Genomic DNA, 13,347 nt, shown 5'->3' on the forward strand with positions numbered 1-13,347 from the left:
GTTCCTGACCTTGGAGGGAATCCTGACATGGCGCTCACGGTCTACAGCACCACATGGTGCGGCCCCTGTAAGCGGCTGAAGTCCCAGCTGACCCGAGAAGGCATCCGGTTCAACGAGATCGACATCGAGCGCGATGCCGATGCGGCCGCGTTCGTGATGAGCGTCAACAACGGCAACCAGGTCGTGCCGACCGTGGTGATCGAGACCGCCAAGGGGCGCGTGGTCCGCACCAACCCGTCGGCCCGCGAGGTGAAGGCCCTCCTGGAAACGGAAACGGTCTGACGGTCAGAGCCCCCGCCTCACGCGGGGGCTCACCAGTCACCCTCAAGAGGCCTGCCGTACCACGTCTCGATGAGGCGGCGGGCGATGGAGACCGCGGGCGGGAGACGTACCTCTCCGGACGCCAGGGCCTCGGCCAGCTCCTCGCGGGAGAACCAGCGGGCTTCGGCGATCTCCTCGGCGTCGGGCGTCAGGTCGGTGGTGAGGGCTTCGGCGAAGAACCCGAGCATGAGGCTGCGCGGGAACGGCCAGGGCTGGCTGCCGAGATAGCGCGGGTTGGCGACGGCGATGCCGACCTCCTCGGCCACCTCGCGGATGACGGCGCCCTCCAGGGACTCGCCGGGCTCCACGAAGCCGGCCAGGATCGACAGGCGGCCTTCGGGCCACTGCGGGCCGCGGGCGAGCAGGCAGCGGTCGTCGGCGTCACGGATCAGCATGATCACCGCGGGGTCGACCCGGGGGAAGTGCTGGCTGGAGTCCTGTGGGCAGACCCGGATGTGGCCGCCCGCCCGCACCTCGGTGCGGGTGCCGCAGCGCGGGCAGAAGTCGTGGGTGGTGTGCCAGGCTTCGAGCGCGACCGCGTAGACCAGCAGGCCGGCGTCGCGGTCGCCGAGCAGGGCGCCCGCCTGCCGCAGCCCGGCGGGGACCGCCTGGCCGTCGGGGGCGTCGCGCAGGCTCATGACGCTGGAGAGGCGGCCGTTGACCTCGCCGCCGACCTCGCCGTTGGGCATGCCGGGCAGCGGCGCGGCCACCGCGAAGTAGGCGACGCCGTCGGCGACGCCCAGAAGGTAGCGCTCGCCGGGCGGGGCATCGATGGTGGTGAGGAGCACGGCGTGGACCTCGTCGCCGCTGCGCCGGACGAGGGTGCGGCCGTTGTCGACGACGAGCACCCGGGTCGCCGGATCCGCCCAGGCACGTTCCAACCAGGCCTCGTCGGCCCTCAGCGTCGCCGATCTGTCGATGGTGCCGCGTGCGAGGAGCAGCGGTCCGATGAGTTGCTCTTCCGCGGTTTCCACGGCCCCCACCCTTCTCAAATCCCATGTCATCCTATGACCTCGGGGTTGTCCTCCGATTACGAATCCCCGGCTTCGGGAGGATCTTCGAGGGGCTAGGATCTTGTGGGTTAGGTTAGCCTTACCTGATCTTCGGGGGTGCCTCGCGTTGCGGCTCTACCTGACCGCGCTCAAAGCGACCGACTCGGTGACCGGCGGATTCCTGCCCGCCGCCCGCGCGCTGGGGTGCGAGGTGACGATACTCACCGACCGGCCGGAGCGGCATCCCGACGCCGTCGCCTGCGACGTGCGCGACCCGCGCGCCCTGATCGACGCGATCGAGCACCTCGGCAGGCCCGACGCCCTGTTCTCCAACTCCGATCATCTCCAGGTGGAGACCGCCATGGCCGCCGCCTACTTCGGGCTGCCCGGCAAGGACTGGCGGGCCTGCCTGACGGCCAAGAACAAGTTCCTGACCCGCCGCAGGCTCGCGGAGGCGGGGATCGAGCGGGTCCTCTCCGTCCGGCTGCGGCCCGAGGATCCGGTGCCGGAAGGGCTGCCCTACCCGCTCGTGGTCAAGCCCCGGGAGGGGGTGGCCAGCGAGGACGTGCTGTTCGTGGAGTCCGGCCTGGCCGGAGCGGTCCGATCGGTCCGCCAGCGGCGGCCCGGCGAGTCGCTGGTCGTGGAGGAGTATCTGGAAGGCCCGCTGCGCACGCTGGAGACCCTCGGCGACGGTGAGACGATCCAGGTGCTCGGCGGGTTCGAGACCACGCTGGGGCCGCTGCCGCACTTCGTCGAGGAGCGGCTGGACTGGGCGCCGGACGGGCCGCACGAGCACGTCCTGGCCGCGCTGCGGGCCATCGGGGCGGGCTTCGGCGCCTGCCACACCGAGTACGTACGCACCGCGCGCGGGCCGAGGATCGTCGAGGTCAACTACCGGGTGATCGGCGACCACTGCGACTTCCTGCTCGCCGACCTGCTCGGCGTGCCGCTGTTCGAGTGGATCCTGCGCGTCCATCTCGGCGAGCGCGCGCCGCGGGTCCCCTCGGTCGACCGACACGGCAGCGCGGTCAGCCTGGTCGCCGGCCGGTCCGGCACCATCACCTCGGCCCCCGGGCCGGAGGAGCTCACCCGGGACGGCGTCAGGCTCTGGCACCGGCCGCTGCGCCGGGTCGGCGACCGGGTGGAGCAGACGCACACCAACCGCGACTACCTGGGCGTGATCAGGGCCGTCGGGCCGGACCGGGCCCGGGTGGACGCGGCCGTGCTCGACTACCGCGCCACCCGGCCGTGGGTCGTCGGATGAGGTCCAGGGAGGCGTACCTGGCCGCGCGGGTGCTCAACGCCCTGCTGCGCGAGGACTACGGCAGGCTGTCGTCCCGGGTGGGCCGGAGCAGGAGCGGCGTCGGGCTGACACTGGCGGACGGGCGGCTGGTGCGGCTGGCGACCGGCGCGCCGTTCCAGGACTTCGTGGTGGCGCCCGGTCAGCAGCTCGGGCTGGAGCAGGTGCTGGAGACGCTGACGGAGCTCGCCGACCCGCAGGACGCGGCGGGCGTGGCGGCGTTCTTCGAGGAGTGCGTGGCCGCGCTGGCCGCACTGGAGCTGCACGACGCGCACCTGCCCGACGTCCTGGCCAGGAAGCCCTCCTACGAGTCGCTGGCGGCCTTCGCCGACCATCCGGTCTATCCGACCTCACGGGCCCGGCCGGGGTTGTCAGAGGCCGATCTGCTGGCGTACGCGCCGGAGTTCGCGCCCGCGTTCGAGCTGCGCTGGGCGGCGGTGCAGCGCCGGATGCTGGGCCGGATGCTGGAGCCGGGCTCGGCGCCCGCGCTGCCCGCCGACGTGCGGGGGCGGGAGCAGCCGGACGGCGAGGTGCTCTTCCCGGTGCATCCGCTGACCGTGGACGAGGTGCGCGGGATCGACGGCGTGCGGCTGCTGGAGGAGCCGCGCGTCACCGTACGGCCCACCCTGTCGATGCGGACCGTGGAGCTGGACGCCCGCACGCATCTCAAGCTGCCGCTCCCCACCAGCACACTCGGCCTGCGCAACCGGCGCTCGATCAAGGCCGGCACCCTGCGCGACGGCGCGCGGGCGGAGCTGCTGCTGCGCGGGCTCGCCGACTCCGACGTGCTGATCGCCGACGAGCAGACCTACGCGCACGCCGGGCACGAGTACCTCGCCTGGATGGTGCGCAGGCTCCCCGCCGGGAAGGTGGTGCCCGTCGCGGCGCTGGCCATCCCGGGCGTCCTGGCCGAGCTGGGCGACGTGCTGCCCGCCTATCTGCGCCTCCTGCTGCGCTGGAACGTACGGCTGTTCGTCGAGTACGGCGTCGCGCTGGAGGCACACCAGCAGAACCTGTCCCTGGTCTTCACGGGCGAGGGGATGAAGCTGCTGGTCAAGGACAACGACGGGCTGCTGGCCTCCCCCGCCAGGCTGGCGGCGGCCGGGGTCGAGGTGCCGGAGTTCGCCGATGCGCGGATGCTGACCGACGACCCGCACGCCCTGGCCGACGTGTTCGTGACCATCACGCTGCACCTGGCGTGCGCCGCCATCGCGTTCGGGGCGCTGCCGCACGCCCGCGCCTCCGCGCTGCTGCGCGACACACTGGCCGAGGCGCTCGACGGCTACGGCGACGACCCGATGGCCAGGCTCCTGCGGGCCAGGACGCTCGACGCCGCCCGGCTCACCGGCAAGTCCATGGTCACCGCCGGGACGCTGGTGGCCAAGGAGCGGACCGGCGCGGCGGACGTGAACAAGTTCTACGGCACCAGCGGGCCCAACTACCTGAGGAGAGCTTGAATGCACGGTCTGGCCCGCACCTCGCCCGCCGAGGAGGCCGAGGAAGCCGAGGAGGCGACGCTCGCGGCACTGCTGCGCTGCTGCGTCCGGGAGGTCGCCGGGCCGCGCGGCCTGGTCTGGCCCGCTCCGCCGTACCTTCTGCTGCGGGTGGGCGGCGCGCTGCTGCGGGCGCGCACGCGCGGCGGCGCCGCGCTGCGCTTCGAGGGGCGTCCCGAGCGCCTGGAAGCGGGCGCCTGGCACCCGCTGACGACGGATGAGCTGGTACGGCTGGCACAGGCGGATCTGGGGCGTGGGGCGGGGCCTGGCCACAACGAGGAGTTCGCCGGGCAGGTGGCGGCGAGCCGTACGGCCATGGCGGCGATCCTGCGGGCCAGGGCCGCCGCCGTGCCGCCGGCCGATCCATGGCTGGCCTCGGAGCAGGCGCTGGTGTACGGGCACCCGTTCCACCCGAGCCCGAAGGCGCGGGGCGGGCGGGGGTGGCTGCGGTACGCGCCCGAGGCGCACGCGAGCTTCCCGCTGCGGCTGCTGGGGGTGCGGGCGGACGCGGTGGCGCAGGAGGGCGACGTGACGGCGCTCGACGCGCTGGGGGAGGCGCCCGCCGGTCACCGGCTGCTGCCCGCGCATCCGTGGCAGCTCGACCTGCTGCGGCCCGCCCTGGGGAGCGAGCTGGTGGATCTGGGGCCGGGGCCCGTCGTGATGCCGACCTCGTCGGTGCGGACCGTGTACGCGCCGGATGCCGGGGTGTGCCTGAAGTTCAGCCTGGATGTGCGGATCACCAACTGTGTGCGGAAGAACGCCTGGTACGAGCTGGCCGGGGCGGTGGAGCTGACCCGCCGCCTCACCCCGATATTCGCTGACATTTCCCGAAAACATCCGGGGACGCGGTGGCTGCCCGAGCCCGGCTACCGCTCGGCCCGCCTCGGGACACGCCTGCTGGAGGGCCTCGGCGTGATCGTCAGAACCGGGCCGTGGACGGGCGGCTCCCCCGGCGTGACCCCGATCCTGGCCGGAGCCCTCGCCGCCGGGACGCCCCGGCCCGAGGCGCTGAGCCGCGATCCGCTCGCGTGGTGGACCGCCTACGTCTCGGCGGTGGCGCGGCCGGTGCTGGAGCTCTACTTCACCCACGGCGTGGTCGTGGAGCCGCACCTGCAGAACGTCCTGGTGGGCCTGGACCCGACCGGGCTGCCCGTGGAGGCCGTCTTCCGCGACCTGGAGGGCGCCAAGCTCGTCACCGGCCGCCACGACCTGACCGGCCTCGCTCCGCAGGTGGCGCGGGCCGTGTCGTACGACGCCGAGCGCGGCTGGGCGAGGGTCGTCTACTGCCTGCTGGTCAACCACCTGGTCGAGATCGCCGCCACCGTGGCGGGTCACGGCGGGGGCGCGGTCTTCGAGGAGGAGATCCTGCCCGAGCTCTGGAAGGCGGCCCGGGAGATCCTCGTTCAGCAGGCCGGCGAACTGGGCTGGCCGCTGCCGCTGTCGGACCTCCTGGCCGGCTCCCCGCTCCCGGCCAAGGCCAACCTGAGCGTGCGCTGGGCCAGGGCGGCCGACCGGTCCGCCGGATACGTCCCGATCGCGAACCCGCTCGCATGATCGCCCCAGAGGTCCAGGAGGCCGCCCTGCGGCTCCCCGCCGCCCCCGCCTATCTGTACGACCTGCCCGCGCTGGACGAGCACGCGGCGGCGGTACGGCGTGCGCTGCCGGACGTCGAGCTGTACTACGCGGTCAAGGCCAATCCGGACGCCGAGCTGCTGCGCGTGCTGGACCGGTACGTGGACGGCTTCGAGGTGTCGTCGGGCGGCGAGCACGCGCACGTGTCGGCCCTGCTGCCGGGCAGGCGGCTGGCCCTGGGCGGTCCGGGCAAGACGGACGCGGAGCTGGGGCTGCCTCATCACCGCATTCACGTGGAGTCGCCGTACGAGCTGCGCCGCCTGCTCGCGACCGGCCTGCGCGCCGACGTGCTGCTGCGGATCAACCCGGACCTGCCGGTGGAGGGGGCCGCGCTCACCATGAGCGGCCCGTTCGGCATGGACGAGACGGGCGTGGCGGAGTGCCTGCCGCTGTTCACCGACCGGGTGAGGCTGCGCGGCCTGCACACCCACCTGGCCAGCGGGCTGGACGCGCCCGCGCTGCTCCGGCTGGCCGGGACGCTGCTGGACACCGACCAGCCGGAGGTGAACCTGGGCGGCGGCATGGCCGTGTCCTACGCCGCGCCCGCCGAGAGGTTCGACTGGGTCGGCTACGGCACGGGACTGTCGGAGGTCCGCCGGGCGGGGCAGGTGGTGCGCATCGAACCGGGCAGAGCGCTCACCGCCTACTGCGGCCACTACGTCACCCGGGTCGTGGACGTGAAGCGGGTGCGTGGCGAGGCGTACGCGATCCTGCTGGGCGGCACCCACCACCTGCGGACGCCGGTGACCAAGGGGCACGACCAGCCCTTCACCGTCCTGGCCACGGGCGGCGGGCCGGGGGTCGTGGACGAGCCGGTCACCCTCGTCGGGCAGCTGTGCACCCCTAAAGACGTCTTCGCCCGAAAAATCGTGACTTCTGTACGGGTGGGGGACACGGTGGTGTTCGGGATGGCCGGGGCCTACGCCTGGAACATCTCGCACCACGACTTCCTGATGCATCCCCGGCCGGAGTTCCGCTACCTGCGAGGGTGAGCCGCTCGGACCGGCAGGTCAGGAGCGGGTGGGGACGGCCTCGATGAGGGCGACCAGGCCGGCGGCGTCGAGCAGGTCCACCGGCCGGACGGTCCGGTTCGCGCGCACGTAGTGGAAGGCCGCGCCCACGTTCTCCAGGGGCACGCCCGCGAGCTGCGCCCAGGCCAGGCGGTAGGCCGCGAGCTGCACCGACGCCGCCTTGGCCGCCTTGCCCTTGGGCGGCTCGCCGGTCTTCCAGTCGACGACCTCGTAGCGCCCGTCGGGCAGCTCGAAGACGGCGTCCATCCGGCCGCGCACCACCCGATCGGCGATCATGGTCTCGAACGGCACCTCCAGGTCGAGCGGCTTCCGCTCGGCCCACTCGCTCTCCTCGAACCGCTCCTGCAACTCGGCCAGCCGCACGTCCGCCTCCTCCGGCTCCCGGAGCAGGTCGAGCTCGAAGTCGTCGATGAGCCGCTGCTGGTCCCAGCGGGTCTCCAGCCACCGGTGGAACGACGTGCCGCGCCGGGCCAGCGGCGCGGGCTTGACCGGGACCGGGCGGCGGATCCTGCGGGCCAGCTCGCGGGCGTCGGCGGCCAGCGTGACCAGCGAGGACACGGTCAGCTTGGTCGGCAGCTCGACGGTGGTGGAGCCGCGCCGCCGGTGCAGCTCCCGCTCACGCAGCAGCAGGTCGGTGTCGCGCTCCCAGGCCCGCACCCGCTCCTCCTCGAACGCGCGCAGCGTCTCACCCGCACCCGCCCCGTGCGCCGTGTCCTCCGCTGTGTCCTCCGCCGTGTCCTCTGAAGGAGCCGTCATCACCCTGTCCAGTGCGGCCTCGACCAGGCGGGCGCCGTCGAGGACGGACTCGTACCGCAGTCCTTCGGGTGTGACCGGCCAGATGGCCTCGGCCGGCTCGGCCAGCAGCGGGTTGGTGGCGCCCTCGGCGATCTCGGGCGCCCAGAACGCGACCCGGTCGGCGGTGTCGCGGATCTCCAGCAGGAAGTCCGACGGCGCCAGCGGCTTGGAGGCGCTCCCCCACCGGTAGCCGGAGGCGATCAGGTGGTAGTGGGCGCGGGTGACGGCCACGTACGCCAGCCGCCGCTCCTCCATGAGGTCCCGCTCGCGGCAGAGCTCGTCGAACACCGCCAGCTCCTCCTTGCCGAGCCCGGCCAGGCGTGGCAGGTCGGCGGCGTCGCCGCGCAGCGTGTACGGCAGCTTGCGGGGGTTGTCGGTCCAGCGGCTGTTGGTGACGGGCGTGGCGGGGAACATGCTGCCGCTGGCGATCGTCCCCTTGGAGCTGACGAGCTGCGACAGGCCGGGCACCACCACGACGGGCCACTCCAGCCCCTTGGAGGCGTGCACGGTCATCAGCTTGACGCTGTTGCTCTCGCCGACCCGGCCCGCCTCCAGCCCGAACTCCTCGCTCTCGGCCGCCTGCAGGTAGGCCAGGAACGCGCCGAGCGTCGGATCCTCGGAGTCGCCGGCGAACCGGGCCGCGGCGTCCTGGAAGGCGTCCAGGTCGGCCCTGGCGGCGAAGGCGCTGACCGTGCCGCCGCGGGCCGCCACCTCGATGTCCAGGCCCAGCCTGCGCTCCACCTCGCTGATCAGGTCGGGCAGCGGCTGCCCGGTGTGGGCCCGCAGCTGGCGCAGCTCGTGCGCGAGCGCGACGAGCCTGGTCGCGGCCAGCGGCGAGAACGAGCGCAGCCAGGCCTCACGGTCGGGCAGCTCGTCGAGCGCGTCCACCAGGCTGCCGCGCTCCTCGGCCAGGTCGGCCACCACCTGGTCCAGCGGGTCGTCGGCGCGGCGGCTGTCCCGGGACTCGCGGTTCAGCTCGCGGGCGAGCTCGCCCAGCGCCCTCAGGTCGGCGGGGCCGATCCGCCAGCGCGGCCCCGCGAGCAGCCGGGCCAGCGCGTCGCCGGCCGTCGGGTCGTACAGCACGCGCAGTGTCGCGACGATGTCGTTGACCTCGGGCACGGTGAGCAGGCCGCCCAGGCCGACCACCTCGACGGGGATGTCGCGCGCCTCCAGCGCCCTGCGCAGGGCGGGGAACTGCGATCTCTTACGCGCCAGAATCGCCACGTCCTGCGGCTGGATGGCGAGCGTCTTCTTGCGCTCCTTCTCCCCCCAGGGCAGGCCGTCGGGGGCGACCTCCTTGCCCAGCAGCTTGGCGATGCCGTCGGCGATCCACCCGGCCTCGTCCTCGGCCGTCTCGTGGAAGGCGCAGGTGACCCGGCCCCGATCGACCCGGTTGGGGCCGGGGACCAGCACGGGCACCTCGCGCGCCTCCATGCGCAGCGGCAGCTGCACGCGCGCGGCGACGTCGAGCACCCGGTCGCCGTTGCGGAAGCTGACGCTGAGCTGCCGCACCGGGGCGAGGTCGCCGGAGCCGGCCCTGAAGTCCTGGGGGAAGCGGCGCAGGTTGCCCGCCGAGGCGCCGCGCCAGCCGTAGATCGACTGGCAGGGGTCGCCCACCGCCGTGACCGGATGGCCGCCGCCGAACAGCGAACGCAGCAGCACGAGCTGCGCGTGGCTGGTGTCCTGGTACTCGTCCAGCAGCACCACGGAGAAGCGGGAGCGCTCGATCTCGCCGACCTCCTTGTGGTTGGCGGCGATCCTGGCGGCCAGCGACATCTGGTCGCCGTAGTCGATGACCTCCCGGCCGCGCTTGAGCCTTTCGTACGCCTCCACCAGCGGCAGGAGTTGCTCCCTGGCCGCCTGCACGGCCAGCGGCTTGCGCTGGGCGACGACCGTCCGGCCCGGCAGCGCGTCGTACCTGTCGCGCAGCCAGTCGCCCACGCGGCGCACGTCGGGGGCGGCGCGCAGGTGCTCCGACAGCTCGCCGGCGAGCTCCAGCACCGCGGCCGTGACCGAGGCCGGGCTCAGCTCGATCCGGTCCATCGGCCCGTCGTACATGGCCACCACCCGGGAGGCGAGCTGCCACGAGACGGCCGGCGTGACCAGGCGCATGGTCGGCTCCAGCGCCTCGCGCAGCGCGTGGTCGGTGACCAGGCGGGCGGCGTAGGCGTGGTAGGTGGAGACGGTCGGCTCCTCGTCGAGCGCCGCGGGCTCGACCAGGCCCGCCTCCGCCAGGCCGTTCAGCCGCTCCCTGACCCGGACGGCGAGCTCGGCGGCGGCCTTGCGGGTGAACGTCAGACCGAGCACGTTGGCGGGTTTGACCAGCCCGTTGGCCACCAGCCAGACCACGCGGCCGGCCATCGTCTCGCTCTTGCCCGAACCGGCGCCGGCCATCACGACCATGGGTTCGAGCGGGGCCTCGATGACGCCGGCCTGCTCGCGGGTGGGCGGCAGGATGCCGAGTTTGTCGGCCAGTTCGACCGGGTTCAGCACACCTGTCCCCCGCTGTCGTTGACGGGGCAGCTCGCCTTGGCCGCGCAGGTGCGGCAGCCGTCGTTCACCTTCGCCTGGAAGAACGGCCCTGACATGCCGATCGCCACGGTGTCGACCAGATCGCCGGCCCAGCCGGGGTTCGGGTCCTCGGCGAGGGCGCCCTGCTGCTGCTCGACGGCGGCGGTCTTGCCCGCCGCCTTGCCGAGCTGGACCAGCGCGGCCCCGCCCGGCTCGGTCATGCCGTGCCTGGCGAACGCGCCGAGCAGCGCCGCGAGCTGGTAGACGCCGAGCTGAGGATGACGGTCGAGCTCGCCCGGCCGGGGCTTGGCGCCGCCCGTCTTGAGGTCGATGATCACCGCCCTGCCCTCCGCGTCACGCTCCACCCGGTCGACGCGGCCCTTGATCTGGACGCCGTCGGCCACCGTGGCGACGAACGCCTCTTCGAGGGCGACGAGCTCTCGCGGGTTCTCCTGATGCCAGCGGAGGAACTTGCCGATCATCTGCTCGGCGACCTGGCGCTGCTTGCGGTTGAACCATACGCCGCCGAAGTCGAGCTCGGTCCAGATCTCGTCCAGCCGCTTGCCGAGCAGGTCCTCGCTGGGCAGGTCGGTGGCGGCCAGCACGGCCAGCGCGTGGATCACCGTGCCGAGGCCCTGCGCGGAGCTGGTCCCGGCGGCGCCGACGGCGGTCTCCAGCAGCCAGCGCAGGCCGCACTTGGTGAAGCTCTCCACGGCCGACGGGGAGATGCTGACGATGTCGTCCGGCCAGCTCAGCGGGCGGTCGTCGGTCATGGGGGTCAGCGCGTACCAGTCGTTGGGGTGCGCGCCGTGCACGCCCGCGGCGGCCAGTCTGGCCAGCTGCTCGGCGGCCTTGTGCCGCATCGCGGCGGGCTTGGTGGGGTCGGTGACGGCGCTGCGCAGATCGGCTACCAGCGCGGACATGTTCAGCCACCTGGCCCGGTCGTCGACCGTGGCCTCCTCCACCGCGCCCGGCAACAGCTCCGACAGGAACCTGGAGGGCCGCTCGTCGGTGTCCTCGCCGCCCACGGCGGTCACCACCAGCTTGCGGCGGGCGCGCGTGGCGGCCACGTAGAACAGCCTGCGCTCCTCCGCCAGCAGCTTGGAGGTGAGCGAGGCGGCGTTCGGGCGCGCACCCTCCACCACCTCCACGAGGTCCTCCACGCCCAGCATGGAGCCGCGCAGCCGCAGGTCCGGCCAGACGCCCTCCTGCACCCCGGCCACGACCACCACGTCCCACTCCAGGCCCTTGGCCCGGTGGGCGGTCAGGACGCGTACGGCGTCGCCGTCGGGCGCCCGTTCGGCCAGCGTGTCGCCGGGGATCTCCTGCGAGGCCAGGTCGTCCAGGAACACCTCGGGGCCGGCCTTGGGCATCCGGTCGACGAAGCGGGCCGCGTGGTCGAACAGGGCCACCACCGCGTCCAGGTCCCGGTCCGCCTGCGCGCCCCTGGCGCCACCGGCCAGGCTCAGCTCCGTCCACCGCTCGGCCAGGCCGCTGCCCTGCCAGACGGCCCACAGCACCTCCTCGGCGCTGCCCTGCTGCCGCACCGCCTGCCTGGCCGTGGCCAGCAGCTTGGCGACCCGCTCGGCGGGCAGCGCGATGTGCGGCTCGATCCGTACGAGCTCCCGCGCGTCCTTGACGGCGGCGACCAGCAGCTCCCCCGAGGAGCGCGGCCCGAGCGGAAGGGTGGCGGGCTCGTCCCCGGCACGCGACGCCGCACCGGCGACCTCAGCCTCGGCCGACGGGTCGGCGGCGGGCTCCTCGTCTGCGGGTGTGTCGGCGGCGGCGGCCTCGTTCTCGGCGATCTTGAGGGCGCGGCGCAGGCGGCGTACGCCGATCATGTCGGTGCCGCCGAGCGGGCCGGTCAGCAGCTCCTCGGCCACGCCCTCGTCCAGCTCGGCGGCGTCCATGGCGACTCGGAGCATCGTCAGCAGCGGCCGGACGCCGGGCTCCTGGGCGATGGGCACCTCGTCGCCGGCGATCATCGTGGGCACCCCGGCGGTGACCAGCGCCCGGCGCAGTAGCGGCACCTGGCGGATCGCCGACCGGACGAGCACCGCCATCCGGTGCCACGGCACGCCGTCGATCAGGTGGGCGCGCCGCAGCGTGTCGGCGACGACCGCCGCCTCCTGGCTGGTGCTGTCGGCCAGCAGCACCCGGACGTTCCCCTCTGGGGTCTCCGGCAGCGGCAGCAGGTCCCGGTGGCCGCCCGAACGGCCCCCGGCGGGCACAGGAGCGGTGGACAGAGGAGCGTACGGCATGGGGGCCGGCATGGGAGCGTCGGGCAGGCGGGCGGGCATGGGGGCGGCGGGCAGGCGGGCGGCGACGCGGCGGGAGGCCGTCAGCAGGTCGGCGCCGCTGCGCCGGCAGACCCGCAGGGCCACCACCGGCGCGTCCCGCCCTTCTCTGGTACGGAACCGCTCGGGGAACTTCAGGATGCCGCGCACGTCCGCGCCACGGAACCCGTAGATCGACTGGTCCGGGTCGCCCACCGCGACCAGGTCCCGGCCGTCGCCCGCCAGCTGCTCCAGCAGGAACTCCTGGGCCGGGTCGGTGTCCTGGTACTCGTCCACGTACACCGCGTCGTGCGCCGCGCGCTCGCGTCGGCGCACGTCGGGATCGGCGAGCAGCCCCGCCGCCGCCCTGATCAGCTCGGAGTAGTCCAGCGCCGGATCGGGGTCCAGGTCGAAGCGGACCTGGTAGCGCTGGGAGAACCGGCCGGCCGCCACCCAGTCGGCCCGGCCGTGGCGCCTGCCGAGCTCCTGGATCCGATCGCCGTCCAGGCCGCGCTCGGCCGCGCGGGACAGGAAGTCGCGCAGTTCCTCGGCGAACCCGCGGGTCTTCAGCGGCTCGCGCAGGTCCTCGGGCCATTCCAGCGCCCCGTCCTGCAGCTCGCCGTGCAGCAGCCGCCGCACCTCCAGGAGCTGCTCGGGGCCGGTGAGCAGGCGCGGTGGCCGCTCGCCGGCCAGCACGGCCTCGCGGCGCAGCAGCGCGTAGGCGTAGGAGTGGAAGGTGAGCGCCAGCGGCGTGCGGGTGGTGCGGCGCAGTCGCCCGGTGACGCGCTCGCGCAGCTCGCCGGCGGCCTTGCGGCTGAAGGTGAGGATCAGCACCCGCTCGGGGTCGGTGCCGCGCCGCTCTATCCGGTCGACGACGCTCTCCACGACGGTGGTGGTCTTGCCGGTGCCCGGCCCGGCGAGCACCAGCAGGGGGCCGCTCCGGTGCTCCACCACAGCGCGCTGATGTTCATCCAGCACAGGGGCCTCGACAGGCCC

General features: G+C 73.8%; 8 protein-coding genes. 5 read left to right on the top strand and 3 right to left on the bottom strand.

The genetic code is table 11. The features are described from left to right. Positions 1–27: 27 nt before the first annotated feature. Positions 28–282 carry a glutaredoxin family protein gene (locus tag ACIBQX_RS33445; protein WP_397011619.1) on the top strand — a complete coding sequence of 85 codons (255 nt, stop codon included), beginning with the start codon at positions 28–30 and terminating at the stop codon, positions 280–282. A gap of 29 nt (positions 283–311) precedes the next feature. Here ACIBQX_RS33445 and nudC read toward each other — a convergent pair whose 3' ends face one another. Beyond that, a complete protein-coding gene (gene nudC, locus ACIBQX_RS33450) occupies positions 312–1,295 on the bottom strand; it encodes an NAD(+) diphosphatase (protein ID WP_397011621.1) in 984 nt (327 codons plus the stop codon). A 145-nt stretch (positions 1,296–1,440) separates the two neighbouring features. Between nudC and ACIBQX_RS33455 the strand changes: the two genes are divergently transcribed. From ACIBQX_RS33455 to ACIBQX_RS33470, 4 genes are read left to right on the top strand one after another with little or no spacing between them, the layout of a single operon-like run. Beyond that, positions 1,441–2,577, top strand: coding sequence for an ATP-grasp domain-containing protein (locus ACIBQX_RS33455; protein ID WP_397011623.1), 1,137 nt, complete (start codon positions 1,441–1,443; stop codon positions 2,575–2,577). Then, positions 2,574–4,070 carry an IucA/IucC family protein gene (locus ACIBQX_RS33460; RefSeq protein ID WP_397011625.1) on the top strand — a complete coding sequence of 499 codons (1,497 nt, stop codon included), beginning with the start codon at positions 2,574–2,576 and terminating at the stop codon, positions 4,068–4,070. Before ACIBQX_RS33455 ends, ACIBQX_RS33460 begins: the two co-directional genes overlap by 4 nt. Further along, positions 4,071–5,660 carry an IucA/IucC family protein gene (locus ACIBQX_RS33465; protein WP_397011627.1) on the top strand — a complete coding sequence of 530 codons (1,590 nt, stop codon included), beginning with the start codon at positions 4,071–4,073 and terminating at the stop codon, positions 5,658–5,660. Then, on the top strand, positions 5,657–6,730 hold the full coding sequence (locus ACIBQX_RS33470; RefSeq protein WP_397011629.1) for a type III PLP-dependent enzyme: 1,074 nt from the start codon (positions 5,657–5,659) through the stop codon (positions 6,728–6,730). Before ACIBQX_RS33465 ends, ACIBQX_RS33470 begins: the two co-directional genes overlap by 4 nt. Positions 6,731–6,748: 18 nt before the next feature. Here the strand turns inward: ACIBQX_RS33470 and ACIBQX_RS33475 are convergent, their stop codons facing one another. Continuing rightward, positions 6,749–10,057, bottom strand: coding sequence for an ATP-dependent helicase (locus ACIBQX_RS33475; protein WP_397011631.1), 3,309 nt, complete (start codon positions 10,055–10,057; stop codon positions 6,749–6,751). Then, complete coding sequence (locus ACIBQX_RS33480; protein WP_397011633.1) at positions 10,051–13,329, bottom strand: ATP-dependent helicase; 3,279 nt, start codon at positions 13,327–13,329, stop codon at positions 10,051–10,053. The genes ACIBQX_RS33475 and ACIBQX_RS33480 overlap by 7 nt, the downstream gene beginning before the upstream one ends. Positions 13,330–13,347 lie beyond the last annotated feature (18 nt).

Source organism: Nonomuraea sp. NPDC049714 (assembly GCF_044465295.1).
Classification (GTDB): domain Bacteria; phylum Actinomycetota; class Actinomycetes; order Streptosporangiales; family Streptosporangiaceae; genus Nonomuraea.

Coding starts and splice junctions, on each gene's coding strand:
- ACIBQX_RS33445 (WP_397011619.1), top strand. CDS start 28: ATGGCGCTCACGGTCTACAGCACCACATGGTGCGGCCCCTGTAAGCGG.
- ACIBQX_RS33460 (WP_397011625.1), top strand. CDS start 2,574: ATGAGGTCCAGGGAGGCGTACCTGGCCGCGCGGGTGCTCAACGCCCTG.
- ACIBQX_RS33465 (WP_397011627.1), top strand. CDS start 4,071: ATGCACGGTCTGGCCCGCACCTCGCCCGCCGAGGAGGCCGAGGAAGCC.
- ACIBQX_RS33470 (WP_397011629.1), top strand. CDS start 5,657: ATGATCGCCCCAGAGGTCCAGGAGGCCGCCCTGCGGCTCCCCGCCGCC.